This is a genomic window from Actinomarinicola tropica (genome assembly GCF_009650215.1).
Lineage (GTDB): Bacteria > Actinomycetota > Acidimicrobiia > Acidimicrobiales > SKKL01 > Actinomarinicola > Actinomarinicola tropica.
In genome coordinates, this window is sequence record NZ_CP045851.1 from 2,784,343 (window position 1) to 2,808,381 (window position 24,039).

The window sequence follows — 24,039 nt, forward strand, 5'->3', positions numbered from 1 at the left end:
CACCTCCATCTAGGGTGCGCCCATGCCCGGTGTGTGCGACGAGATCAGGGAGCGCTGCCGCTGGGTGGCCGAGCGGGCGGCGCACGTCCGCATCGACCCCGAACGCCTCCCAGACTACGCCCGCGAGCTGTCGCTCTCGGAGCGGGGCCGGGTCGGCAGCGACCCGGCGCACCACGCGCTCGACGACCCCGAGGGGACGGCGGCGTTCGTGATCTCGCTCGACGCGATCAACTTCGGGTCGGGGTGGTTCCCCACGATCCGCAAGCGTCCGGGGATGTCCGGCTACCACACGATCGCCACCGCCTGGCGGGAGCACGTCGAGGCCCACGGCGCCCCGACCGCCGAGGCGCTGACGGCGCTCACCCGCGCCGAGGTCTGCCGCATCTTCGACCAGGTCGACGACGAGGACGATCCGGCCACCGAGCTGATGGAGCTGTTCACCTCGGCTCTGAACGACCTCGGCGCGTTCGTCCTCGAGGAGGCCGACGGCTCGTTCCTCGCCGTGGTCGAGGGCGCGGGCGGCTCGGCCGAGCGTCTGGTCACGATCCTCGACCGCATGCCGTTCTTCCACGACGTCGCCGAGTACCACGGCGTCGACGTGCCGCTCTACAAGCGAGCCCAGATCACGGCGATGGACCTGCACCTGGCGTTCGGCGGCGAGGGACCGGGGCGCTTCGACGACATCGCCCGCCTGACGATGTTCCCCGACAACCTCGTGCCTCACGTGCTGCGCATCGATGGCGTGCTCGCCTTCGACGACGACCTCGTGCACCGCATCGACGCCGAGGAGCTCATCGCCCCCGGCACCGACGAGGAGATCGAGATCCGTGCCTGCGGCGTCCACGCCGTCGAGCTGCTCCGCGACGAGCTGGAGCGCCAGGGACACCACATCACCTCGGGCGAGCTCGACACGATCCTGTGGACGATGGGCGGCGATCCCCGCTACAAGGCGCGCCCCCGCCACCGCACCCGGACGGTCAGCTACTAGCGGGACCGCCGGGCCGAGCCGCTACAGGCGCTCGATCACGCCCCGGATGATCTCGCCCATGCGACCGCCGGCGGAGGCGCCGGTCTCGAGCACCTCGGTGTGGTCGAGCTTCGACTCGCCGACCCCGGCCGCCAGGTTGGTGACGAGCGAGAGGCCGAAGACCTCGGCCCCGAGGTGGCGTGCGGCCATGGCCTCGAGTGCCGTGGACATCCCGACGAGGTCGGCGCCGAGCGTGCGCAGCATGCGGATCTCGGCGGGCGTCTCGTAGTTGGGGCCGTGCAGCGCGGCGTAGACGCCCTCGCCGATGCCCGGCGCGACCTCGCGGGCGATCGCACGGAGTCGCCCGGCGTAGAGGTCGGTGAGATCGACGAAGCGCGACCCGAACGGCTCGGGCGGCGGCGGACCCCACAGCGCCGACTGGCCGGTGAGGTTGATGTGGTCCGAGATGAGCACGCCGTCGCCGACCTGGAAGTCGGGGTTCAGCGACCCGGCGGCGTTGGTGAGCACCACGACGTCGCAGCCCGCCATCACCGCGGAGCGCACGGCGTGGACGACGGTGTGGGGCGGGTTGCCCTCGTAGAGGTGCACGCGCCCCTGGAAGGTGAGCACGCGACGGTTGCCGATCCAGCTGGATCGCACGGACCCGCCGTGGCCCGGGACCGTCGACGTGGCGAAGCCCGGCAGGTCGACGAGCATGATCTCGGTGTCGAGGTCGCCGAGGTGGCGGACCGCCTCGCCCCACCCGGACCCGAGGATGACCGCCACCTGGTGGGGCCCCCCGCCGGTGCGACGCTCGATCTCGCCGGCGGCCTCCTGGGCCATGCCGAACGGCTCGGGCTGGGTCGGCCGGCGGCGCTCGACGTTCGGGTAGATGTCGCTCATGGGCGCTGGTCTAGCCGAGGGGCGTGCTCCGCGAGCGCCATCGCGACGCCGCGGGCGATCGCGGTGACCGCGCCGGCCGTCGCGTGGTCGATCGCGTCGTTCTCGTAGTTGTTGCGGGCGAGGCGGACGATGAGGCTCATGAAGGCGAGCCCGTGGTACGTCGCCCACTCGTCGGCGGCAGGGTCGATCTTGAACTCGGCGAGCTCGGACCGGATGAAGCGGGAGAACGCCGCGAAGTCGGCACGGGTGTCCTCGTCGACCTCGGCCAGCTCCTCGTGGAGCTTCGCCACGGTGTCACCGGTCAGTTCCCACTCCGGGCTGCTCATGCCCACAGGGTAGGTTCGACCCATGGGGGTGCGGCTGACCGAGCTCATCGTGGGTGACGAGCCCACGGCGTGGGCGAATGCGGGGTTCGACGTCGAGGGCGACGCGACGTGGCTCGGCACGGTCCGGGTGCGACTCGTGGGCGAGGATGCGGGCCGCGGCGTCCGCTCGCTCGGGCTCGACGGCGCCGACCGCGACGATCTCGACGGACTGGCGGTCCACGCCGCCGACCCGGGCCATCCCCCGGCGACGCGCCATCCCAACGGGGTGGCGGGGTTCGACCACCTCGTCGTGGCCTCGCCCGACCTCGACCGGACGCTCGAGGCCTTCACCGCGGTGGGGCTCGAGCTGCGCCGCACCCGCGACGTCGGCACCGCCGACCGGCCGCGACGGCAGATGTTCTTCTGGCTCGGCGAGCCGATCCTCGAGCTGGTCGGCCCCGCCGAACCGTCGGGGGACGGTCCCAGCCGCACCTTCGGCGTGGCGCTCACCGTCGCCGACCTCGATGCCACCGCGGCCCATCTCGGCGCAGCCTGCGGACGGGTGAAGGACGCCGTGCAGCCGGGACGGCGCATCGCCACGCTCCGCCACGAGGCCTGCGGGATGTCGGTGCCCGTGGCGTTCATGACCGCCCACGTCCGAGCGGACGAAACTCGGTGAGCGAGGAGCACGCGTGACCTGGGAACCGGAGATCGAGGAGCTGCGGCGCCGCCAGGCGATGGCTCGCGAGATGGGCGGCCCCGACAAGGTCCGCCGCCAGCACGACGGCGGCAAGCTCACGGTGCGGGAGCGGATCGAGCGGCTGCTCGACCCCGGCACGTTCCACGAGGTCGGCGAGCTCGCCGGGCGCGCCACCTACGGCGAGGACGGCGAGCTCACCTCCTTCGTGCCCGCCAACTTCGTCATGGGGCGGGGACGCATCGACGGTCGGCCCGTCGTGGTGGGCGGCGACGACTTCACCGTGCGCGGCGGTGCCGCCGACGCCGCCATCCGCGGCAAGCAGACGATGTCGGAGCAGATGGCCCACGAGCTGCGCATCCCGCTCGTGCGCCTCGTCGACGGCACCGGCGGCGGCGGGTCCGTGCGGTCGCTCGACGCGGACCGCCGCACCTACGTGCCGTTCAACCCCGGGTGGGAGCACGTCGTCGAGAACCTGGCGACGGTGCCCGTCGTCGCGCTGGCGCTCGGCTCGGTCGCCGGATTGGGAGCGGCCCGGGTCGTCTCCAGCCACTACTCGGTGATGGTGAGGGACACCTCGCAGGTGTTCGTCGCCGGTCCGCCGGTGGTCGCCCGCCTCGGCGAGGAGGTCGACAAGGAGGGCCTGGGCGGCTCGCACATCCACGCCCGCAACGGCGTGGTCGACGACGTCGTCGACACCGAGGACGAGGCGTTCGCGCGCGCCCGTCGCGTCCTGTCCTACCTGCCGTCCTCGGTGCACGACGTGCCCCCTCGAGGCTCGGTCGCCGACGATCCGGAGCGTCGGGACGACTGGCTCGTCGGGGCGATCCCGCGCGACCGCCGCAAGGTCTACAAGGCCCGCCCGATCATCGAGTCGCTGGTCGACCAGGGCTCCTTCACCGAGATCGGCCGCATGTGGGGACGCTCCGCGATCACCGGGCTGGCCCGCCTCGACGGCTGGCCGGTCGCCGTGCTCGCCAGCGACCCCTACTTCTACGGCAGCGGGATCACGGTCGACGCCGCCGAGAAGATCACCCGGTTCGTCGACCTCGCCGACACGTTCCACCTCCCCGTCGTCCACCTCGTCGACCAGCCGGGCTTCGTCATCGGCACCGAGCACGAGACGGCGGGCACCATCCGCGCCGGGGCCCGGGCGCTCGCCGCGATCTACCAGGCGCAGGTGCCGTGGTGCTCGGTGATCACCCGCAAGGTGTTCGGGGTCGGTGGCGCCGCCCACCAGAACGCGTCGCGGCTGTCCTACCGCTACGCCTGGCCGTCGGGCGAGTGGGGATCGCTGCCGATGGAGGGCGGCATCGAAGCGGCGTTCAAGGCCGACCTCGACGCCGCCGAGGACCGCGACGCGCTCCTCGCCGAGATCACCGCGCGGATGGACCAGGTGCGCTCGCCGTTCAAGACCGCCGAGTCGTTCCTCGTGGAGGAGATCATCGACCCGCGCGACACCCGGCCGCTGCTCGTCGAGTTCGTCCACCTCGCCGCCCCGCTCCGCCACCCCGGTCGCACCGCCCGAGCCATGCGCCCGTGACGGCCCACTAGGGTCCGGCCCGCATGCTCGACCACGTCTTCACCGACGCCATCGGCGCCCTGCGCGACGCCCTCGAGCGGGCCCTGCTCGAGCGACAGGCGTTCGAGGAGCGCTTCCAGAGCGACATCCTCCTCGGGGACCTCACCTGGGAGACGTCCTACGGGCTGCCCGGCGAGGGGTCCCCTCCACGGGTGCGGGTCGACATCACCCTCGACTGGCCGACCTGGGCCCAGACCGCCTACCGCTCCTGGTACATCGGCGAGGACATGGACGAGGGTCCCCGCATCGAGATCGAGATCGTCGTACGGATCCAGCGCCTGGCCCAGCTCCCCGATCCCTCCGTGTTCCTCGCCGCCCTCCCGGAGCACAGCCCCACGATCGGCGGCGAGCAGCTGCAGCGCGGCGGCCCGACGGTGGAGACCGCCTACCCCGACGACCCGACCGACCCGCCGGCTCACGCCATCGAGGTCAGCTACGAGGGGTCCTACGAGCTCGACGAGACCACGCTCGAGGACGGCGGCATCCTCGACACCCACTTCGGGGCCATGGGCGGGTGGATCTCGTCCACCCTCGTGCGCCTCGGCGACCTGAAGTTCGAGTTCCTGCCGCCTGAGGAGGGCGACGACGGGTAAGGACGGGTGATGGACGCCACCGAAGTGCTCGTCGACCTCTACGGCCGCCTCCCGGAGCTGGTGCACCGGGCCGTGGACGGGCTCCGACCCGACCAGCTCGTCGAGGCCCCGCGGGAGGGCGCCAACACCATCGGCTGGCTCGTCTGGCACCTCACCCGCGTGCAGGACGCCCAGGTCGCCGACGTCGCCGGCGCCAAGCAGCTGTGGGTGAGCGACGGCTGGGCCAAGCGGTTCGGACGCTCCCCCGACCCGGCCGACCACGGCTACGGCCACACCCCCGAGCAGGTGGCGAGCATCCGCCCCGAATCCGCCGAGCTGCTCGTCGAGCACTTCGAGGCCGTCCACGAGCGCACGATGAACTACGTGTGGCTGCTGACCGCCGACGACCTCGACCGCGTGGTCGACGAGGACTGGAACCCGCCGGTCACCCTCGGCGTCCGGCTGGTCAGCATCGCCGACGACTGCCTCCAGCACGCCGGGCAGGCGGCCTACGCCCGAGGGTTGATCGAGGGCCCTGGGCGATGAGCCCCACCGACCGGCTCCGTCGGTACCGGTCGATGCGGGACTTCTCGATCACCGGCGAGCCCTCAGGCACCGAGCCGCCCCCGCCGGCCGGCAACCGGTTCGTCGTGCAGCGCCACCGCGCCACGCGCCTGCACTACGACCTGCGACTCGAGATGGGCGGCGTGCTCGTCAGCTGGGCGGTGCCGAAGGGCCCGACCCTCGACCCCGACGTGAAGCGCATGGCGATCCACGTCGAGGACCACCCCCTCGACTACTACGACTTCGAGGGCGTCATCCCCGACGGCGAGTACGGCGGCGGCGACGTGATCGTGTGGGACTGGGGCACCTGGGAGCTCGCCGACGGCGAGGACCCCGTCGGAGCCGTCGCCGAGGGGAGCCTCCACGTCGACCTCCACGGTGAGAAGCTGGACGGACGGTTCGTCCTCGTCCGCCGGGGCGGCGGGGCCGACGGCGAGAAGGAGCAGTGGCTCCTGCTGCACAAGCACGACGAGGCGGCGGTGGCCGGGTGGGACCCGGAGGACCACCCTCGCTCGGTGAAGTCGGGACGCACGAACGACGAGGTGGAGATGGCACCGTCAGCCACGTGGACGAGCTCGGCGTCCTTCGCCGGGCCCACCGAGGAGGAGCTCGCCGCGCTCGACGCGCTGCCCGCCAAGGACGGGATGTGGGAGGTCGGTGGCCACGAGGTGAAGCTGTCGAGCCTCGACCGGGTGTACTTCCCGGCCCGGGAGGGCCACGCGGCGGTGACCAAGCGCGACCTCGTCCGCTACTACACCACGGTCGCACCGTCGATGCTGCTCTACCTGGCGGGTCGACCGATCAACATGCACCGCTTCCCGAGCGGCATCGACGAGAAGGGCTTCTGGCACAAGGCCGCCCCGCCCCACACGCCGGACTGGATCCGCCAGTGGGAGTACGAGGACGCCTCCGACGGCGACACCCGGGACTACCTGGTGCTCGAGTCGGCCGCCGCCCTCGCGTTCGTGTCCAACTACGGGGCGCTCGAGCTGCACCCCTGGACCTCGACCGCGGACCGCCCCCACGAGCCGACGTGGGCGCTCATCGACATCGACCCGGGCACGAAGGCGACCTTCGAGGAGGCGGTCGAGCTGGCCCGGCTGTACCGCACCGCGCTGGAGCACCTGGACGTGCGGGGGATGCCCAAGGTGACCGGCAAGCGCGGGCTGCAGATCTGGGTGCCGGTGCGGCCCGGCTACACGTTCGACGACACGCGGGACTGGGTGGAGACGGTGTCCCGGGCCGTCGGCGCGATGGTCCCCGACCTCATCAGCTGGGAGTGGGACGTGTCGAAGCGCGGCGGGAAGACCCGCCTGGACTTCACGCAGAACGCCATCAACAAGACGCTGGTGGCACCCTTCAGCGCCCGGCCCGCCCCGGGTGCCCCGGTGTCGGTGCCGATCACGTGGGACGAGCTGGACGACCCGGACCTGCGGTCGGACCGCTGGACCGTGCACGACGTCGCCGAGCGGCTCGCCACGGCCGGCGACCCGCTCGCGCCGCTGGTCGGCCTGGAACAGGCGCTGCCCCGCCTCTGACCGCCTCGGTGAGGTCGGCCCGGCGGGCGTCGGTGATGTGGGGGTCGAACAGGAACGGCTGCATGCGAGGAGCGTCGCGACCCACTAGGACGTGGCCGGTCCTCCTTCCCGAGAAAGGTGCGTCGCCATGGAGACGCTCACCGACTCACCGTCCGCCGCAGCCCGGCTGCTCCACCTCCTCTCGCTGTTCAGCGCCCGCCCGCGGTGGAGCGCCACCGAGCTGGCCGAGCGTCTCGGCGTCACCACCCGCACCGTCCGCCGCGACGTCGCCGCCCTGCGGGACCTGGGGTACCCCATCGAGTCCGACGCCGGGCGCACCGGCGGCTACCACCTCGGCGTCGGCGGACGCCTCCCCCCGCTGCTCCTCACCGACGACGAGGCCGTCGCCGTGGCGGTCGGCCTCCGCACCACCACCGTGCGCGGCCTCACCGGCTACGGCGACGCCGCCGTCAGCGCGCTCGCCAAGCTCGACCAGGTGCTCCCGCCGGTGCTGCGCGACCGCGTCGCCGCGCTCCACTCCTCCACGATCGTCGTCGACCGGGCGCCCGGACCCTCCGTCGACCCCGACGTCCTCCTCGAGATCGCCCGCGGCTGCCGGAGCCACCAGCTCGTGCGCTTCCGCTACACCGACGGCGAGGGCGCGACCACCGAGCGACGCGTCGAGCCCTACGGCCTCGTCAACGCCGAGCGCCGCTGGTACGTCGTGTGCTTCGACCTCGGCCGCGACGACTGGCGCACGTTCCGCGCCGACCGCATGTCGGACGTCGAGGTGACCGGCCACGGCTTCGTCGCCCGCGACGAGCCCGACACCGAGGCCATGGTGCTGCACGCCATCGCCAGCTACCCCTACGCGGCCCAGGCCGAGGTCGTCCTCGACCTGCCCTTCGACCTGGCCCGCCAGGAGGTCCACCGGTCGATGGGCACGCTCACCCCGACCGAGGACGGACGCCGGGCCCACCTGCGCATCGGCGCCGACGACCACGCGTGGATCGCCCGCTACCTCGTCAGCCTCGAGTGCTCGTTCGAGGTCGTCGCCCCCGACGAGCTGCGCGACGAGCTCCGTCGCCTGGGCGACGAGCTCGTCGCGCGGTTCACCTGAACGGCGGGCCGCTCACCCACACCACGAGCGAGCGGCGCACCCCGGCGCGCAGCGGGGTGACGCGGTGGTACTCGAAGGCCGGGAACGCCGTCACCGAACCCTGGACCCGCACGCGGCCGTGCCAGGCCGCCAGCTCCTCGGGTGCGGAGTCCGCCACCACGTCGAACAGCTCGAGGTCGGCGCCCTCGTAGGCCGTGGCCGGGGAGAGCTGGACGACGAGAGCGAGCTTGCGGGTGGCGACGTCGCCCACGAGGCCGTCCTGGTGCCAGGTGTAGAACGCGCCGGGCTCGTCGTACACCGTGTACTGGAGGTCCTCGCCGAACCCGTCGAGGTCGAACCGGTAGGTGCGGTTCGCCTGCACCACGAGCGCGGCGAGCTTGTCGTAGATCCACGCGGTGTCGGGCGTCTGGTCGATCCACGCCACCCGGGAGCGGCGCAGGCCGTCGTCGGGCACCTCCACACCCGAGAGCGACGCGGTGTCGACGTCGAGCGCGTCGCCGAGCGCCACGATGCGCTGGCACTGGCGCACCGTGAACGCGCGGTCGAAGGTGACGTGGCTGCGGTAGTCGTTCACGCGGACCGCCACAGTAGGCGGGCCGGTGCGCGGTCAGGGACTACTGGCCGGCGGCGGTCTGCTCGCGGTCCTGGGTGACGGCGTCGAGGGTCTCGTACTCCTCGCCGGTGTCGACCCAGTCCTCGAACTGGATGATCCCGATCTCCTCGAACCGGTGCCGGAGCCAGGCGTCGCCGGCGTCCAGGAGGCCGAGCTTCTTGCAGTTCGGCACGATCTTCGAGAAGAGCATCTGCTGGAAGATGTTCTCCTCCTGGGGAATGTCGAGCAGACCGGCGACGAGCGGCTTCACCGGCACGCCCATGCGCTCCCACACCTCCTGCTGGAGGAAGCGGTCCCGCATGCGCACGGCGGCCTCGAACGCGAACTCCTGGCGCTCTCGGATCTCCGCGGCGTCGAGCCCCTCGTAGAACTCCTTGAGCGACAGCACGCCGAAGGCCACGTGGCGGGCCTCGTCGGCCATCACGTACCGGAGGAGCTGCTTGAGGAGGGGCTCCTCGGTGAGCTGGTGCATGAAGCCGAACGCGGCGAGGGCGAGGCCCTCGACCATGATCTGCATGCCCAGGTAGGTCATGTCCCAGCGGCTGTCGTTGATGATGTCGTCGAGCAGCAGCTGGAGGTGGGTGTTGATCGGGTAGTGGTCCTGGACCTTCTCGTCGAGGTACTTGGCGAAGACCTCGACGTGGCGAGCCTCGTCCATCACCTGGGTGGCCGCGTAGTACTTGGCGTCGATCCACGGCACCGTCTCGACGATCTTCGCCGTGCAGATGAGCGCGCCCTGCTCGCCGTGCATGAACTGGCTCATCCGCCACGTGAGCGACTCATGGGCGAGCGTGGCCCACTCCTTGTCGCCCCACTTGGCGACCGGCGAGTTCTTGCGCCGGGCCAGCGACCCCTCGGGACCGAACCGGGGATCGGCGGCGCCGACGAACCACTTCTCCGGGTCCACCTCGATCGACCAGTCGAGGTCGGTCTCGCCGTTCCACTGCGCCGTCTTGGCCTTCTCGTAGAGCTTGTTGAGGGCCGGGCGGGCGCCCTTCTCGTAGTCCCACGTGAAGATGGCGTCGGCGTTGTCCTTGACGGCCCGGATCGTCTCCTCGGCGTCGGTGTTGGTGATCGCGAGGATCTCCTCGAGGTCGTTCACGTCGGTGCGGCCGAGGAGCGCGGCGGTCTCTGCGGGGGTGCGGGTCTCGCTCATGCGCCGACTCTACGCCGTACGGGTGACCGCTGTCACGGCGTTCCCGCCTCGCTCACCGTTCTCTCCCTCGATCGCGTCGCCATCCGACGGGATCGGTGGGAGGAACGCCTCACGCCGCCCGCGCCACCCGCAGCGTGCGCGCCACGACCTCGCCGACGAACCGCTGCTCGGCGGTCACGTGGCGGTGGGTGAACCCCAACACGCGCCACCCGAGCGACTCGGCGACCGCACGGCGGGTCCGGTCGGCGACGAAGCGCCGGCGGTTCATGTGCCAGCGCTCGCTGTCGGCCTCGATGCCGACCTTCACCTCGACGTAGGCGGCATCGAACCGAGCGACGAACCTCCCGTCGGCGTCGCGCAGGACGTACTGCGGCGTCGGCGCCGGGAGGCCGGCCACGCGGAGGACCCGGAGCAGCTTCGTCTCGAACCCGGTCTCGGTCATCTCGTCGAGACGCGCACGCCCATCGAGGAGGCCCAACACCGCGCGCGGCCCGGTGCGGCCCTGGCGAGCGAGCCGGGACGCGGTGTCGCGGAGACGCTCCGCTGTCGTGAGCCGACGGCGCAGCAGGTCGTCGATCGCGACCTCGAGCGTCGTCTCGTCGACGACGCCGGCCACGTCGACGAGCGTCCGCGCCGGGGTCGTCACCCGCAGTCCGGCGCGACGGGTCAGGTCGACCTCCTCGAGGTCCTGCACCTCGTGCACGACGCCCAGCCGGGGACGGCGTCGATGCCCCGCGGGCACGCTCAGCTCGACGGGAGCCCGATCGAACCCCTCGACCTCGAAGAGCCGAGCCGCGGCACGCACCGACACGGCGCCCGATCGGCCCACCCGCAACGTCGCCACGTGGAGGTCCTGGAGCCACGATCGGGTCACCCCGACAAGTCGCAGGATGCCGACGTCGCAGCGCTCGACGACCCCGGCGCGGACCAGTCGCTGGAGCTGGTTGTCGGTCAGGCCCGCACGTCGCGCCTGCGCGACCGACACCACGCCGTGCTGCGCACCCGCCAACGCCACCAGCCTCGCCGTCTGCTCGCTCGCCATCCCACCATGGTGGCGACGCCCTGTGACAGTCGGCCGCGCTGGCGTTCTCCCCACCGATCCCCTCGCTGACCGACGGGATCGGTGGGGAGAACGGCGCCAGGACGGCGCCAGGCGGGCGGGGTCGCGGCCGCTACGAGGACCAGCGGTCGCGGTGGACGAGCTCGTCGAGGGGGATGCGGGGCGCGCGCAGGGGGTTCTCGGCCGGCGGCGGGCCGGGGTGGCCGAGGGTGACGGCGTGGGGCGCCTCGACGTCGGCGGGCAGCCCGAGCACCTCGCGGATGCGGTCCTGGTGCTGGAACGTGACGGGGCAGGTGGCGAGGCCCGCGTCGTGGGCGGCGACCATGAGGTTCTGCGCCATCCGCCCGAGGTCGAACAGGCGCCCCGTCTCGACCGGGCACGTCAGAACGACGACGGCCGGTGCCTGGTCGATCCACGACGTGAAGTCGCCGCACTCGGTGAGCGCGGTCCGGATCTCCGGGTCGGTGACGACGACCAACCGGGTCAGCTGGGCGTTCTTGGCGCTGCCCGCCATCCGGGCCGCCCGCAGGACCCGCTCGAGCACGTCGGGCTCGACCGGATCCGACAGGTAGCTGCGCGTGTCCCGCTTGGTCACGATGGCGTCGTAGGCGTCCATGCACCCAGTGTGGCGCAGGCCGCCTCAGCCGAGGGCGGTGACCGCGGCGACCCCGACGAGGACCACGGCCGCCGCGACGTACTCGCTGCGGCGGTGGCGCTCGCCGAGCGTGGCGTGGGCGATCGCGAAGGCGATCAGCAGCTCCACCTGACCGAGCGTGCGCACCTTCGCAGCGTTCTCGAGCGTCATGGCCCACGCCCAGCCGATCGAGCCTCCGAGGCTGAACACGCCGACGAGCAACGCCGGCCGCCACGCCTGCACCGTCCGGGTGATCTCGGCCCGGTCGGTGACGAGGAACGCCGCGCCGTTCACGAGCGTCTGGATCACCAGCATGGCGGTGAGCGTGAGGAGCGCCCGGTCGAACGCCGGCGCGTCGCCGAGCGACGTCGACGCGCCGCGGATGCCGACGGCGGCCACGGCGAAGAGGCCGCCGGCCACCAGGCCCATCAGGGCGGCAGGGTCACCGGCTCGGGCGAGCAGCCGACGCAGGGACCCTCGTGCGGCCAGCGACGCCACGCCGAGCGTCACCAGCCCCACGCCGAGCCAGCCGAGCGGTCGCAGCGGTTCGCCGAGCCCCACCGTCGACGCCATGGCGACGAGGATCACCTCCGCCTTGGCGTAGACGGTCCCGACCGCGAAGTCCCGCATCTTGAACGCCCGCAGCAAGGCGATCGTCGCGAGGATCTGCGCGATGCCGGCCATCGTGACGACCGGCCAGAACCGCCACGGCACCGACGGCAGGTCCCGCCCCACCACCCCGAACACGACGGCGCTCAGCGCCAGGGCGAGCGGGGCCCCGTAGAGGTACCGCACGAAGCCCGCGGCCGTCGTGGAGAGGTGGGCGCGCAGCTGGTGCTGGCGGGAGGTCCGCAGGATCTGGAACGTGGCCGCGGCCAACGTGATGGGCACCCACATGCGATCTCACATCTCGGAACAGCAGTTCGGCTATGTGAGATGCTATCTCAGCGGCGGGAGGCCAGCAGCGAGGCGTAGGCCTCACGGAACCGTGCCCCGTCGACCGGTAGGAGCTGACCGGCCGCCAGGTACATGTCGAGCTGCACGAGGAGGGCATGCCACGACGCCGCCAGCTCGGCGTCGTCCCCGATCTCCTCGTGGCGCAGCCTGATGATCGAGCCGTGCTCGTCGGGCACGACCTCCCAGGAGATCGCCTCGTCGGCGTGCGGTGCGCCGCCCCAGTCCTCCGGCCGATCGAGCGCGGCGCGCACCTCTTCGGGTCCGACGTGGCTGTAGCGCTCCCACACGAGTGCGTCCCCGTCGACGTGCGCGAGCTCCGGGCCGAGCCGGTCCACGAACTCCTCGAACACCGACATCCAGTCGTCCTCCACCGGCACGTCGACCCCGAGCATGCGGTCGAGCTCACCCAGGCAGGCGTGCCAGCCGGCTCCGGTGCGGTGGGCGATCGAGCGGTGGCTGAGCAGGTGGGTGAACACGAGCCGGGTGCCGTCGCCGTCGGGGTGGAGCTCGATCCGGAGCAGCTCGCCGCCCCACGTGAAGGAGAAGACGTTCGGCGGGTCGTGCACGACGACGTGCCCGCGGAAGATCTCGCCGTCGGCCCGCGTGGGCTCGCCCGCCTCCTCGTCGGCGGCGCGCTGGGCGCTGTCGTCGAAGACGAGGGCCGCACCGACGGCCCGATCCCCCTCGACGTTCGACGGGAACCACCGCGCCATCTCCTCGGGGGCCGTGACCGCCCGCCACACGCGATCGATCGGCTGGCGGTAGCGCCGCTCGAACCGCAGCGCCGGTCGCCCGTCGATCGTGAGCAGCCGTCCGTCGTCGGTCATGCCTCGTCCTCCAGGTGTCGTTCGAGCCGGTCGAGCGAGCGGCTCCACATGCGGCGGTAGGGGGCCAGCCACTCGTCGACCTCGGCGAGAGGCTCCGGCGTCACGCGGTAGACCCGTCGCTGGGCCTCGGCCCGGACCTCGACCAGCCCGGCCTCGCGCAGCACGCGCAGGTGCTTGGAGACGAGCGGCTGGCTGAGCCCGAGAGCGTCGACGAGGGAACCGACCGGCCGCTCGCCCTCGACGAGCAGATCGAGGATCTGGCGACGGGTCGGCTCGGCGAGGGCGGCGAAGGCCATGGCGACGATGATGCCTCTTTGGTTATATAACCGTCAAGGCATGTCCAGGTAGCGACGGGAGCCGCTCAGCAGCCGGGACCGTCGACGCACTCGAGCCCTGCGCCCGTCCCGTCCACGGCCGGAACGTCCAGGCGGTAGATCGTGCGCTCCGGGAACCGCTCCCCCAGCGCCTCGACGTCAGCGTCCGACACCGCGAACACGACGTCGTCCTCGAGCCCCGGATCGTTCGCGAAGTAGGGGTGCGCGAAGAGCACGTGGTCGACGTCGAGCACGACGATCGCGTCGTCGAGGTGGTCCGGGACGGCCGCCTCGATGCGCTCGAAGCGATCGGTGACCTGCTCGTGCCACCGCAGCGCGCCCGGCATCGCCGGGAGCGTCGCGACCGTGAGCACCACCACGACCAGCCCCGCCGCGCGTCGTGACGGCAGCACCTCGCCGAGCGCGACGACTCCCCGCGCGCCGAGCAACGCGAGCGCGACCAACGACGGCAGGTAGTAGTACGGCCCGAACGAGTCGAGCCACTCCGACGCGGTCGCCGTCGCCCACCAGACGACGTAGCCGAGCGGGTAGAGGAGCACCAACGCCGCGGCCGTGCGGCGCTCGGCGACCGGACCCGGGCGCGTCAGGCCCCACGCCGCGAGGAGCACGAGGCCCAGCCCGCCGGCCATCCACCACGGAACGCTCGCGAGGTGCCACGCGAGCGACTCGACGGCCAGCCCGATGTCGTAGTCGACGGCGTCGGACCCCTCCATCAGCGCCCGCGTGCCGAAGCCGAACGTGTTGGGACCGCCGAGCGCGGTGATCGGGAACTCGAGGGGGTCACCCGTGGTCCGGGCGTTGAACCAGGCGGTCAACGCCACCGCCGGCAACGCGCCGACCGCTGCGAAGGCGATCGGGCGCACCCACCACGTCGGCCCGACCCCGTGGTCGGCCCGGCGGGCACGCACGAGCACGAGCGGGGCGATCGCCAGGGCGAACAGCAGCGCGTCGAACGGGCGCATGAGGACGGCTGCACCGAGGGCCGCGCCGGCGCCCACGAACACGGCGGCGCTCCGACGTTCCGCGGCCCGCAGGGCAGCCCACAGCGCGGCGAACAGCGCCGTCGCCGCCGGCAGGTAGCCCAGGTGGAGACCGGCGTGGAGCAGCACGATCGGCGACAGGCCCACGAGCGCTGCCGACCAGGCGGCGACGCGCCGGTCGCCCCACAGCGCCGACGCCGCCCCGTAGGTCGCCCACACGAGCCCGCCCGCGACGGTGACGAGGATCGGCGTCGTCGACCCGGTGAGGAGCTGCGACAGGGCGAGCAGCAGGGGCACTCCAGGCTGGTAGGCGAGGAACACCCTGCCGTCCCGCGTGCCGCTGAGCCAGGGACGGAAGCTCTCGTCGTGGAGCGCGGCGTCGGCGGTCAGCCGACCATCGAGGATGAGATCGGCCTGGAAGAGGTGGACCGCCTCGTCGCTGTTCCACGACAGCAGCGGGAGCAGCTCGTGGCGGACCAGGACGCTCGACGTCGCGACGACGAGCACGGTCGCGCCGATGAGCAGCAGCCGCCACCTCTCCCCCATGGGCGAGCCGCGCCGGGGCCGCCGACCGACCGCGGTCAGCCGACGCCGAGGAGGTCGACGACGAAGACGAGCGTCTCGCCGCCCTTGATCACGCCGCCCGCCCCCTGGGCGCCGTAGCCGAGGTGGGGCGGGATCGTGATGCGACGACGGCCGCCGACGCGCATGCCGGCGACGCCCTCGTCCCAGCCGGCGATGACCTGGCCGCGTCCGAGGCCGAACCGGAACGTGTCGTTGCGGTCCCAGGAGGCGTCGAACTGCTGCCCGTCGCTCCACGCCACGCCCACGTAGTGCACCTCGACGTCGCGGCCCGGCGTCGCCTCGTCGCCGTCGCCGACCTCCAGGTCCTCGAGGACCAGCTCGGCGGGCGGCTCCTGGCCGCTCGGGATCTCGACGACGGGCTTCTGGGGCTCAGACATGCGGCGACCCTACTTCCAGCCTCCGCGCCAGGCGGACGTGCAGGACGACGAGCCCGGCGAGCGAGAACAGCGCGGCGGTGAAGAACGCACCCGAGTAGGACGAGAGCGAGGCCACCACGCCGAGGACCGCTCCCCCGAGGGCCGTCGCCACCTCGAAGAACATCGTGAACGTGGCGACCGCGCTCGATCGCTCGTTGTCGGGCGCGGCGTTGACCGCGGCGGCCATCAGCGCCGGGTAGAGGAGCGCCGACCCGACGGCCAGCGCGACCGTGAACACGTACAGCCCGATCGGGGCCCGCCACGCGGCGATCCCGACCAACCCGATCATCGACGCGACCAGGGCCACCGTGCCGATCACGATCGGGCCGTGGGCGTCGGGGAGCCGGCTCCCGGTGAGCCGCACGACGAGCACCACGAACGAGAAGAGGAGGAACACCGCGGCGACGTCGTCGAGGCCGATCTCCTCGCCGTGCAGCGGCACGAACGTGTTGAACCCGACGAAGCCGACGACGCCGAGGAAGAGGACGGTGCCGGGCCCGACGGCGGCCGGGTGGAGCAGGCGCGCCAGACCGGTGCGCGCCACCGGCGGCGGCTCGTCGGGGTCGACCTCGGGCAACCCGATCGGCGCGGCCAGGCCCACGACAGCGGACACGACCAGGCCGCACACGACCGCCCACCACACGGCGTCGAACGACGTCCGGGTGAGGAGCCACTCGCCGAGGAACGGGCCGAAGCCGAGGCCGACGTATATGGCGACGGAGAAGTAGCTCGCGGCCTGCCCCCGCTGATCGGGGGGTGCGAGGTCGTTGACGAGGGTCGCGGCACCGACGAAGAGCGCACCCTGACCGGCGCCGACGACGAGGCGGGCGACGACGAGCAGCGGGACCGAGCTGGCCGGGACGTGCGCCGCCATGCCGACGGCGGTGACCAGCGCCCCCGCGACGAGGAGGCTGCGACGCCCCCGACGGTCCCCGGCCCGTCCGATCGCCGGCCGCAGCACGATGGCCGACACGGCTGTCGCGCCCATCACGATGCCGACCGCGACGTCGCTCTCCCCCAGCCCGTCCGCGACGTAGCGGGGCAGCACGGGGAGCGTCGCGCCGAACGAGATCATGAAGAACGCGGCGGCGAGCGTGACGACGACGAAGTCCCGGGTGAGCAGCCCGGGGCGCTCGGGCACGCGACCGGCGCTCAGGAGACGATCGGAGTCGCCAGCTCCCGGAGCGAGACCTCGGGGCGGGCCCCGAGGTGCGAGATGACCTCCGCCGCGGCCATGGACCCGAGCCGTCCACAGGTCGCCAGGTCGTGACCCTCCGAGAGCCCCCAGAGGAACCCGGCGGCGTACATGTCGCCGGCGCCGGTGGTGTCGACGACGTGGTCGACGGCGTGGGCGTCGACCACGTGGACCTCGTCGCCGGCGACGATCACCGAGCCCTTCTCGCTGCGGGTGAGGCAGGCGATGTCGCAGGCGCCCCGGACGCGCTGCAGGGCGGCGTCGAAGCTGTCGACCTCGTACAGCGAGCAGATCTCCAGCTCGTTGGCGAAGAGGATGTCGACCTTGCCGTCGACGAGCTCGCGGAACTCGGCACGGTGGCGATCGACGCAGAAGCTGTCGGAGAGGGCGAGGGCGGTGCGGCGGCCGGCGGCGTGGGCCACGTCCATGCCGTGGCGGATCGCCGCCTTGGCGACCTCGACGTCCCAGAGGTAGCCCTCGCAGTAGAGGATGTCGGCCGAGGCGACGAGCGCCTCGTCGACGTCCTCGGGTGCGAGGTACCGCGAGATGCCGAGGTACGTGTTGAGGGTGCGCTGGGCGTCGGGGGTGACGACGATGAGGCACCGCGCGGTCGGGTCGCCCTCGGCGGCGAGCGGGACGTCGTAGTCCACGCCGACGGCCCGCATGTCGTGGGCGAAGACCTCGCCGAGCTGGTCGTCGCGCACCTTGCCGATGTAGGCGACCTTGCCGCCGAGGTCGGCGATGCCGGCGATCGTGTTGGCCGCCGACCCGCCCGACGACTCGATGCCGGGAGGCATCGCCGCGTAGAGGGTGCGCACCTCGTCGGCGTCGATCAGGCGCATCGCCCCGCGCTCGAGGCGGTGGGCCTCGACGAACGCGTCGTCGACGTGGGTGATCACGTCGACGATGGCGTTCCCCATGCCCACGACGGCGTACTGCGTGTCGGTCATCTCGTCTCCCGGTCGAAGGACGGCCGAGGGTACCCGGTACGCTCCGACGCACTCACGTCTGCTGGAGGCCCCGTGACCGCACCGAACCCGACCGCCGCCACCGGTGAGGCCGACCGCTACCGGCTCCCGCGCACGGTCGTGCCGTCCCACTACGACCTCGTCCTCGAGCCCGACCTCGGTGCTGCGACGTTCACGGGGACGGTCGCGATCGACGTGGAGGTCGTCGAGCCGGTCGACGAGATCGTGCTCAACGCGCTCGACCTCGAGATCGACAGGGCCACCCTCGTCGGCCCGAACGGCACCCGCCTCGCCGGGTCGGTCACCTACGACGCCGACACCGAGCGGGCGCTCATCGACATCGAGGACGCCGCCGCGCCGGGCCGCTGGCGGCTCGAGCTGTCCTTCCGTGGCGAGCTCAACGACAAGCTCGTCGGGTTCTACCGCAGCACCTACGTCGACGAGGACGGTGCCACCCAGACGCTGGCGGTCAGCCAGATGGAGTCGACCCACGCCCGGCGGGCCTTCCCGTGCTTCGACGAACCGGACTTCAAGGCGACGTTCGCCGTCACCCTCGTCGTCGCCGACGGGCTCACCGCGCTGTCGAACGCCGCGGAGATCGCCGACGAGCCCACCGACGACGGCCGACGCCGGGTCCGCTTCGCCACCACGATGAAGATGTCGACCTACCTGGTGGCCTTCGTCGTGGGTCCGCTCGAGGTCACCGAGGCCGTGACCACCCGGGGCGGCGTGCCGATCCGCGTCGCCCATCCGCGCGGCAAGGGCCACCTCGCCCCCTACGCGCTCGACGCCGCCGTCTTCTGCCTCGACTTCTTCGCCGACTGGTTCGACATCCCGTACCCGGGCGACAAGCTCGACCTCGTCGCCGTCCCCGACTTCGCCTTCGGGGCGATGGAGAACCTCGGCTGCGTCACCTTCCGCGAGGTGCTCCTCCTCATCGACCCGGAGTCCGCCACCCAGCCCGAGCTGGAGCGCCTCGTCGACGTGGTCGCCCACGAGCTGGCCCACATGTGGTTCGGCGATCTGGTCACGATGGGCTGGTGGGAGGGCATCTGGCTGAACGAGGCCTTCGCCACGTTCATGGAGATGCTCGCCACCGACGCGTACCGGCCCGAGTGGCAGCGCTGGGTGAGCTTCGGACTGTCCCGCACCGCGGCGTTCGACGTCGACGCGCTCGCGGCCACGCGCCCGATCGAGTTCCCGGTGATCTCCCCCGAGGACGCCGAGGGGATGTTCGACCTCCTCACCTACGAGAAGGGCGCCGCCGTCCTGCGGATGCTCGAGCAGTACCTCGGCCCCGACACCTTCCGCGACGGCATCCGCCGCTACATCTCCACCCACCAGTACGGGAACACGGTCACCACCGACCTGTGGGACGCCATCGAGGAGTCGAGCGGGGAGCCCGTGCGACGGATCATGGACAGCTGGATCTACCAGGGCGGCTTCCCGGCCGTCGGCGTCGACCTCGAGCAGGACCGCCACGTCGTGCGCCTCACCCAGCGCCGGTTCCAGGCGCTCGACCCGAAGGGCTCCGAGCCCGACGCGACCGAGTGGTCCGTCCCCGTGACGCTGCGCGTGGGCCGTGGCGACGAGTCCACGGTCGAGCGGGTGCTGCTCGAGGGCGACACGACCACCGTCGACCTCGACCGGCCGGCGGACTGGGTCCACGTCAACGTGGACGGCGCCGGCTTCTACCGCGTCCGGTACTCGCCGGCGGCGCGCGAGGCGCTGCTCGCCCACCGCGGCCAGCTGGCCGCCATCGAGCGCTACGGGCTCGTCGACGACGCGTGGGCCGCCGTCCTCGCCGACGAGCTCGACGCGCCCTCGTTCCTCGCTCTCGTCCGCGAGCTCGCCGCCGACGAGGACGACCTCTCGGTCTGGCAGCGGATCGCCGGGGGCCTCGGCGCCCTCGATCGGCTCGTCCCCGCGCCCGCTCGTGAGGCCTGGACCGCCACCGTCCGCGCCCTCGCCCGCCCGGCGCTCGACCGGATCGGCTGGGAGCCGGCAGCCGCCGAGGACGAGCGGCACCGCCAGCTGCGCGGCACCCTGGTCAGCCTGCTCGGCACGGTCGGGGCCGACGACGAGGTGGTGGCACGCTCCCGCGCGCTCCACGACCGGCACCTGGCCGGCGAGAAGGGCCTCGATCCGGCGCTCGTGGCCGCAGCAATCGAGGTGGTCGCCGGATCGGGCACCGCGGAGGACTTCGATGCCTTCGCCGGCCGCGTCCGGGCCGCGAGCACCCCGCAGGAGGAGGTCCGGTACACCTACGCGCTGGCCGACTTCCCGGGTGCCGAGGAGCTCGACCGCCTGCTGGCCATGACGCTCACCGACGAGATCCGCACACAGAACGGCGCCTTCGTGCTCCGCCGTGCCCTCCTCAACCGCGAGAACGGACCCCAGGCGTGGGCATTCGTGCAGTCCCACTGGTCCGAGATCAGCGAGCGCCTGCCCTCGATGTCGATGGTGCGGATGGTCGAGGGCGTCCGGGCGCTGTCCACGCCGGAGCTCGCCGCCCAGGTCGAGGCGTTCTTCGCCGAGCACCCCCTCCCCCAGGCCACCAAGACCCTCGCACAGCACCTGGAGGCGATGCGGGTCAACGTGGGGGTGCGGGAGCGCGAGGCCGACCGCATCGCCGCCGCCGTCACCGACTGAGGATGCCCGGGTTCCCTCCCCGGTCGTGGGGTCGACCCCGGGTGGAGGTCGTCGCCGTCGAGCCGACCGCCCTCCAGGTCACCTGGGTCGGACTGCCGTCGGGCCCGGTCGAGGTGGCGGTCGAGCCCCAGCGGGGCGCGGCGCGCCGGCTCCTGCGTGACTCCGACGGAGGGCCGGGCGGTGTCGTGGTGGACGACCTGGCCCCCGCCACGCCGCTGGTGCTGCGCGTGGCCGGACGTCGGTTCGACCTGCGGACACCCCAGCTCCCCGCGGGGGAGGAGCTGTGCCGGTTCGCCACGGTGTCCGACGTCCACCTCGGCAACCCGAGCGTCGGGATCTTCCACACCATGCGCGAGCGCGACGACCCCGTCGATCCGCACCCCCTCCGCTGCGGGCGCGCCGCGATCCGCGAGGCGCGTGGCTGGGGCGCCGAGCTGCTCGTCGTGAAGGGCGACCTCGTCGAGCACGGCCACCCCGAGCAGTGGGACATGGCCGACGCGCTCCTGGCCGATGCCGGCGTCCCGGTGACGTTCGTGCCCGGCAACCACGAGGTGAAGCGCTCGCCGCGGGCGGAGCGCCGCGACGTCCTCGACGGCGCCGAGGTCGAGCTCGTGCGGGGCGTCGCCCACCGCGACCTGCCCGGTCTCCGCCTCGTTCTCGTCGACACGACCATCGACGGCCGGGGCCACGGGGCCGTGCGCCACCTCGTCGAGGAGGTCGCCGACGTCGTCGCCGACGCCAGCGGCCCGACCGTCGTCGCCATGCACCACTACGCCCAGCGCTTCCAGCTGCCCTGGTTCTGGCCGCCGGGCATCCCGGGGCGGGAGGCGCGTCGCTTCCTCGACGCGCTCGTGCGCGCCAACCCGGCCACGCTCGTCACCTCCGGTCACACCCACCGCAACCGAGCCCGGCGCCACGGTCCGCTCGTCGTCACCGAGGTCGGGTCGACCAAGGACTTCCCCGGGGTGTGGGGCGGCTACGTCGTGCACGAGGGCGGCATCCGCCAGACGGTCCGACGCACGCTCGACCGCTCCGCCATGGGGTGGACCGAGTACACCCGGCGAGCGGTCGGGGGCATCTGGGGGAGGTGGTCGATGGGCGACCTCGACGACCGCTGCATCTCCCACGACTGGGACCGCTGAGCGCGGCAGACTCCCCTCATGGGCACGCATCCCCGGATGTACAGCGACGACGACCTGTACCTCGCCGAGCTGCGCGAGGTCTGCCTCGCCTTCCCCGAGTCGGTCGAGGTCGAGGCGTGGGGCTGGCCGACCTTCCGGGCCGGCAAGAAGATCTTCGCCCTGTTCGCCTCGGGCCGAGCCGACGGCACCTTCGGCGTGATCTTCAAGCCGGAAGAGGACGAGCGACCGGCTCTGGTCGACGATCCGCGGTTCTTCGCCCCGCCGTACTGGGGCCCCAGCGGGTGGCTGGAGCTCGAGCTCGACGCCGCGCCGGTGGACTGGGACGAGGTGCGGGAGCTGGCCGAGGGGTCCTACCGCCAGGTGGCGCTCACGCGGATGGTGAAGGCTCTCGACGCGCGCTGAGCGCCCGTCACCCGTCGAGGGCGATGGCCTCGTCCCAACCGATGCCGTCGGCGAGGCGAAGGCGCCACCGGTTGAGGGGCGCTGGCCGGTTGACGCCGAACACCCCGCGCAGCTCGCCGTCGCGGCCGATCAGCGCGACCACGCGCCCCTCCTCGAGCGACCCCTCGACCACGTGGACGTCGTCGTCGGGACGGCACCGGCCGGCCAGCTGGATCTTGCGGTCGTACTGATCGGACCAGAACCACGGCACCGGCGCGAACGCGCTGCCGTCGTCACCGGCCAGGAGACGGCGCGCCGCGTGGGCACCCATCTCGACCGCGTTGTCCCAGTGCTCGACCCGGACGAGGCCGTACCGGGGGTGGTCCCACCGCGCCACGTCGCCTGCGGCCACCACGCCGGGCGCGGCCAGGGTGGTGGCGTCGCACACGACGCCGTCGTCGAGCGTGAGGCCCGACCCCTCGAGCCAGGCGGTGTTCGGGGCCACACCGATGCCCACGACGACGACGTCGGCCTCGACGACGACGCCGTCGGCGAGTCGGACGCCGGCCACCCGACCCCGAGCCTCCCGCTCGACGCCCTCGACCCCGGTGGAGAGGCGCATGTCGACGTCGTGCGTCCGGTGCAGCTCGGCGCACCACGCGGCGAGCGGCGGGGGCAGCACGCGCGACAGGGGCATCGGCAGGGCCTCGACGATCGTGACCGCGAGCCCCCGCTCCCGGCAGCTCGCCGCCACCTCGGCACCGATGAAGCCGGCCCCGACCACGAGCACGCGACGGGGTGCGGCGTCGAGGTCGGCGCGCAGCGCCCGGGCGTCGGCGAGGGTGCGGAGGACGTGCACGCCCTCGATGCCGTCGATGCCAGGGAGACGCCGGGCCGCCGCGCCGCACGCCAGGACGACGCCGTCGGCCACGATGCGCTCACCGTCGTCGAGCTCCACGGCGCGATCAGCTACGTCCAACGCCACCGCCCGTCGGCCTCGGCGCCACGTCAGGTCGAGCTGGTCGACGTCGCGCACCGCCGGCCGCACGGCGTCGGTGGGGTCCTCACCCGTGAGGTACGCCTTCGACAGGGGTGGGCGGTCGTAGGGCTCGTCGGGCTCCTCGCCGACGACGACGATCCGCCCGTCGAACCCCTCGCGTCGCAACGTCTGCGCGGCGCGCATCCCGGCCAGGGAGGCGCCGACGACGGTGATGGAGTCCAGGGCGGGCGCCTACAGCTCGGCGATCGAGATCGCCTGCTTGGGGCAGCGGTCGACCGCCTCCTGGACGGCCGGGCGCCGCTCCTCCGCGGGCGTCTCGTCGAGGACGTAGAGGTAGTCGTCGTCCCGCACCTCGAAGATGTCCGGCGCGATCGCCATGCACACGGCGTTGCTCTCGCACTTGTCGAAGTCGACCACGACCTTGAACCCCACGGCTCCCCTACCTCTCGTCGGCGTCGGCGCCATCTTGGCCCATGGAACCGTCGGAGGTGGCGCCATCGCCGCCACCGGTGCCGTTCGGCGCGGTCGTCGAGGTCGAGGTGGACGTCGACGTGACCGACGGGCGCGCGCACTCCTGCTTCACGAACGCGTCCACCGCAGCGCGGGCCGCGACGTGCTCGTCGCTGAAGCGCACCTCGAACTCGAGCGCGAGGGCGTCGGGGTCGTCGGCGTCGTGGTCCTCGAGCCGCTCCGCGAGGTCGCGCAGCACCGCGACGTCGTCCTCGAGCCGGGCGGGTGCCAGCTCCTCCATCCGCCGCAGCACCCCGGCACCGGCCTCCGACACCGGGGCGTTCTCGTCGGCGAGCCGGCAGAACGACGCCTCGTCGGCGGCGTCGTCTCCGCCGTCGTCGTCGCCGGAGCACGACGCGAGCAGGGCGGCCGCGACCACGCACGCTCCCACGCGCCGCACG

At 72.7% G+C, this 24,039-nt stretch carries 26 protein-coding genes; 10 read left to right on the plus strand and 16 right to left on the minus strand.

Annotation, left to right across the window (positions count from 1 at the left end; translation table 11 throughout):
* Positions 1–22: 22 nt before the first annotated feature.
* Complete coding sequence (locus GH723_RS13685) at positions 23–988, plus strand: queuosine salvage family protein (RefSeq protein ID WP_229022836.1); 966 nt, start codon at positions 23–25, stop codon at positions 986–988.
* Between the two features lie 21 nt (positions 989–1,009).
* On the opposite strand, the gene GH723_RS13690 is transcribed toward GH723_RS13685, so the two are convergent.
* Both GH723_RS13690 and GH723_RS13695 read right to left on the minus strand, forming a co-directional pair.
* Positions 1,010–1,870, minus strand: coding sequence for a purine-nucleoside phosphorylase (locus GH723_RS13690; protein ID WP_229022837.1), 861 nt, complete (start codon positions 1,868–1,870; stop codon positions 1,010–1,012).
* Positions 1,867–2,196 carry a hypothetical protein gene (locus tag GH723_RS13695; RefSeq protein WP_153760169.1) on the minus strand — a complete coding sequence of 110 codons (330 nt, stop codon included), beginning with the start codon at positions 2,194–2,196 and terminating at the stop codon, positions 1,867–1,869. Before GH723_RS13695 ends, GH723_RS13690 begins: the two co-directional genes overlap by 4 nt.
* 22 nt (positions 2,197–2,218) lie before the next feature.
* Between GH723_RS13695 and GH723_RS13700 the strand changes: the two genes are divergently transcribed.
* The 6 genes from GH723_RS13700 to GH723_RS13725 all read left to right on the plus strand — a co-directional run bounded on the left by GH723_RS13700 (position 2,219) and on the right by GH723_RS13725 (position 8,227).
* On the plus strand, positions 2,219–2,854 hold the full coding sequence (locus tag GH723_RS13700) for a VOC family protein (RefSeq protein ID WP_153760170.1): 636 nt from the start codon (positions 2,219–2,221) through the stop codon (positions 2,852–2,854).
* 13 nt (positions 2,855–2,867) lie between these two features.
* A complete protein-coding gene (locus GH723_RS13705; RefSeq protein ID WP_153760171.1) occupies positions 2,868–4,415 on the plus strand; it encodes an acyl-CoA carboxylase subunit beta in 1,548 nt (515 codons plus the stop codon).
* 23 nt (positions 4,416–4,438) lie between these two features.
* Positions 4,439–5,047, plus strand: a complete 609-nt coding sequence (locus GH723_RS13710; RefSeq protein WP_153760172.1) for a hypothetical protein — start codon at positions 4,439–4,441, stop codon at positions 5,045–5,047.
* Positions 5,048–5,056: 9 nt separating this feature from the next.
* A complete protein-coding gene (locus tag GH723_RS13715) occupies positions 5,057–5,572 on the plus strand; it encodes a mycothiol transferase (protein WP_153760173.1) in 516 nt (171 codons plus the stop codon).
* Positions 5,569–7,128, plus strand: a complete 1,560-nt coding sequence (gene ligD, locus GH723_RS13720; RefSeq protein WP_153760174.1) for a non-homologous end-joining DNA ligase LigD — start codon at positions 5,569–5,571, stop codon at positions 7,126–7,128. Before GH723_RS13715 ends, ligD begins: the two co-directional genes overlap by 4 nt.
* A gap of 127 nt (positions 7,129–7,255) precedes the next feature.
* Positions 7,256–8,227, plus strand: a complete 972-nt coding sequence (locus GH723_RS13725; RefSeq protein WP_153760175.1) for a helix-turn-helix transcriptional regulator — start codon at positions 7,256–7,258, stop codon at positions 8,225–8,227.
* On the opposite strand, the gene GH723_RS13730 is transcribed toward GH723_RS13725, so the two are convergent.
* The 11 genes from GH723_RS13730 to GH723_RS13780 form a co-directional block, all read right to left on the minus strand.
* Complete coding sequence (locus tag GH723_RS13730; RefSeq protein ID WP_153760176.1) at positions 8,220–8,801, minus strand: 2OG-Fe(II) oxygenase; 582 nt, start codon at positions 8,799–8,801, stop codon at positions 8,220–8,222. The genes GH723_RS13725 and GH723_RS13730 overlap by 8 nt on opposite strands.
* Positions 8,802–8,841: 40 nt before the next feature.
* Positions 8,842–9,996, minus strand: a complete 1,155-nt coding sequence (locus tag GH723_RS13735) for a ferritin-like domain-containing protein (RefSeq protein ID WP_153760177.1) — start codon at positions 9,994–9,996, stop codon at positions 8,842–8,844.
* Positions 9,997–10,105: 109 nt separating this feature from the next.
* On the minus strand, positions 10,106–11,038 hold the full coding sequence (locus GH723_RS13740) for a type IV toxin-antitoxin system AbiEi family antitoxin domain-containing protein (protein ID WP_153760178.1): 933 nt from the start codon (positions 11,036–11,038) through the stop codon (positions 10,106–10,108).
* A 130-nt stretch (positions 11,039–11,168) separates the two neighbouring features.
* A complete protein-coding gene (locus GH723_RS13745) occupies positions 11,169–11,672 on the minus strand; it encodes a nitroreductase family protein (RefSeq protein WP_153760179.1) in 504 nt (167 codons plus the stop codon).
* A gap of 24 nt (positions 11,673–11,696) precedes the next feature.
* On the minus strand, positions 11,697–12,581 hold the full coding sequence (locus GH723_RS13750; RefSeq protein WP_153760180.1) for an EamA family transporter: 885 nt from the start codon (positions 12,579–12,581) through the stop codon (positions 11,697–11,699).
* Between the two features lie 53 nt (positions 12,582–12,634).
* On the minus strand, positions 12,635–13,474 hold the full coding sequence (locus tag GH723_RS13755) for an SRPBCC family protein (protein WP_153760181.1): 840 nt from the start codon (positions 13,472–13,474) through the stop codon (positions 12,635–12,637).
* On the minus strand, positions 13,471–13,770 hold the full coding sequence (locus GH723_RS13760) for an ArsR/SmtB family transcription factor (RefSeq protein ID WP_153760182.1): 300 nt from the start codon (positions 13,768–13,770) through the stop codon (positions 13,471–13,473). Before GH723_RS13760 ends, GH723_RS13755 begins: the two co-directional genes overlap by 4 nt.
* A 65-nt stretch (positions 13,771–13,835) precedes the next feature.
* Positions 13,836–15,335 (minus strand): glycosyltransferase family 39 protein, encoded by a 1,500-nt coding sequence (locus tag GH723_RS13765; RefSeq protein WP_153760183.1) that lies wholly within the window; start codon positions 15,333–15,335, stop codon positions 13,836–13,838.
* A gap of 35 nt (positions 15,336–15,370) precedes the next feature.
* Positions 15,371–15,751 (minus strand): FKBP-type peptidyl-prolyl cis-trans isomerase, encoded by a 381-nt coding sequence (locus GH723_RS13770; protein WP_153760184.1) that lies wholly within the window; start codon positions 15,749–15,751, stop codon positions 15,371–15,373.
* Positions 15,744–16,931, minus strand: coding sequence for an MFS transporter (locus tag GH723_RS13775; protein WP_153760185.1), 1,188 nt, complete (start codon positions 16,929–16,931; stop codon positions 15,744–15,746). The genes GH723_RS13770 and GH723_RS13775 overlap by 8 nt, the downstream gene beginning before the upstream one ends.
* 11 nt (positions 16,932–16,942) lie before the next feature.
* Complete coding sequence (locus GH723_RS13780; RefSeq protein ID WP_153760186.1) at positions 16,943–17,935, minus strand: adenosine kinase; 993 nt, start codon at positions 17,933–17,935, stop codon at positions 16,943–16,945.
* A gap of 72 nt (positions 17,936–18,007) precedes the next feature.
* On the opposite strand from GH723_RS13780, the gene GH723_RS13785 reads away from it, so the two are divergent.
* Genes GH723_RS13785 through GH723_RS13795 form a run of 3 tightly spaced genes read left to right on the plus strand, consistent with a single transcriptional unit; the run spans position 18,008 to position 22,149 of the window.
* Positions 18,008–20,605: a M1 family metallopeptidase gene (locus tag GH723_RS13785; protein ID WP_195210306.1), complete on the plus strand. Its 2,598-nt coding sequence runs from the start codon at positions 18,008–18,010 to the stop codon at positions 20,603–20,605.
* 41 nt (positions 20,606–20,646) lie between these two features.
* Entirely contained in the window at positions 20,647–21,747 is a 1,101-nt protein-coding gene (locus GH723_RS13790; RefSeq protein ID WP_195210307.1) for a metallophosphoesterase family protein, read from the plus strand.
* Between the two features lie 18 nt (positions 21,748–21,765).
* Positions 21,766–22,149, plus strand: coding sequence for an MmcQ/YjbR family DNA-binding protein (locus tag GH723_RS13795; protein ID WP_153760189.1), 384 nt, complete (start codon positions 21,766–21,768; stop codon positions 22,147–22,149).
* A 7-nt stretch (positions 22,150–22,156) separates the two neighbouring features.
* Here GH723_RS13795 and GH723_RS13800 read toward each other — a convergent pair whose 3' ends face one another.
* The 3 genes from GH723_RS13800 to GH723_RS13810 are packed head-to-tail and all read right to left on the minus strand — an operon-like array spanning position 22,157 to position 24,038.
* Positions 22,157–23,350 carry an NAD(P)/FAD-dependent oxidoreductase gene (locus GH723_RS13800; RefSeq protein WP_153760190.1) on the minus strand — a complete coding sequence of 398 codons (1,194 nt, stop codon included), beginning with the start codon at positions 23,348–23,350 and terminating at the stop codon, positions 22,157–22,159.
* A gap of 9 nt (positions 23,351–23,359) precedes the next feature.
* Complete coding sequence (locus GH723_RS13805; protein ID WP_229022839.1) at positions 23,360–23,560, minus strand: ferredoxin; 201 nt, start codon at positions 23,558–23,560, stop codon at positions 23,360–23,362.
* A gap of 7 nt (positions 23,561–23,567) precedes the next feature.
* Complete coding sequence (locus GH723_RS13810; protein WP_153760192.1) at positions 23,568–24,038, minus strand: hypothetical protein; 471 nt, start codon at positions 24,036–24,038, stop codon at positions 23,568–23,570.
* Position 24,039 lies beyond the last annotated feature (1 nt).

Excerpts from the sequence above, each read along its gene's own strand:
- GH723_RS13795 (WP_153760189.1), top strand. The coding sequence starts at position 21,766 with ATGGGCACGCATCCCCGGATGTACAGCGACGACGACCTGTACCTCGCC.
- ligD (WP_153760174.1), top strand. The coding sequence starts at position 5,569 with ATGAGCCCCACCGACCGGCTCCGTCGGTACCGGTCGATGCGGGACTTC.
- GH723_RS13740 (WP_153760178.1), bottom strand. The coding sequence starts at position 11,038 with ATGGCGAGCGAGCAGACGGCGAGGCTGGTGGCGTTGGCGGGTGCGCAG.
- GH723_RS13735 (WP_153760177.1), bottom strand. The coding sequence starts at position 9,996 with ATGAGCGAGACCCGCACCCCCGCAGAGACCGCCGCGCTCCTCGGCCGC.
- GH723_RS13685 (WP_229022836.1), top strand. The coding sequence starts at position 23 with ATGCCCGGTGTGTGCGACGAGATCAGGGAGCGCTGCCGCTGGGTGGCC.
- GH723_RS13725 (WP_153760175.1), top strand. The coding sequence starts at position 7,256 with ATGGAGACGCTCACCGACTCACCGTCCGCCGCAGCCCGGCTGCTCCAC.
- GH723_RS13765 (WP_153760183.1), bottom strand. The coding sequence starts at position 15,335 with ATGGGGGAGAGGTGGCGGCTGCTGCTCATCGGCGCGACCGTGCTCGTC.
- GH723_RS13695 (WP_153760169.1), bottom strand. The coding sequence starts at position 2,196 with ATGAGCAGCCCGGAGTGGGAACTGACCGGTGACACCGTGGCGAAGCTC.
- GH723_RS13770 (WP_153760184.1), bottom strand. The coding sequence starts at position 15,751 with ATGTCTGAGCCCCAGAAGCCCGTCGTCGAGATCCCGAGCGGCCAGGAG.
- GH723_RS13700 (WP_153760170.1), top strand. The coding sequence starts at position 2,219 with ATGGGGGTGCGGCTGACCGAGCTCATCGTGGGTGACGAGCCCACGGCG.
- GH723_RS13745 (WP_153760179.1), bottom strand. The coding sequence starts at position 11,672 with ATGGACGCCTACGACGCCATCGTGACCAAGCGGGACACGCGCAGCTAC.
- GH723_RS13690 (WP_229022837.1), bottom strand. The coding sequence starts at position 1,870 with ATGAGCGACATCTACCCGAACGTCGAGCGCCGCCGGCCGACCCAGCCC.
- GH723_RS13715 (WP_153760173.1), top strand. The coding sequence starts at position 5,057 with ATGGACGCCACCGAAGTGCTCGTCGACCTCTACGGCCGCCTCCCGGAG.
- GH723_RS13710 (WP_153760172.1), top strand. The coding sequence starts at position 4,439 with ATGCTCGACCACGTCTTCACCGACGCCATCGGCGCCCTGCGCGACGCC.
- GH723_RS13760 (WP_153760182.1), bottom strand. The coding sequence starts at position 13,770 with ATGGCCTTCGCCGCCCTCGCCGAGCCGACCCGTCGCCAGATCCTCGAT.
- GH723_RS13755 (WP_153760181.1), bottom strand. The coding sequence starts at position 13,474 with ATGACCGACGACGGACGGCTGCTCACGATCGACGGGCGACCGGCGCTG.
- GH723_RS13780 (WP_153760186.1), bottom strand. The coding sequence starts at position 17,935 with ATGACCGACACGCAGTACGCCGTCGTGGGCATGGGGAACGCCATCGTC.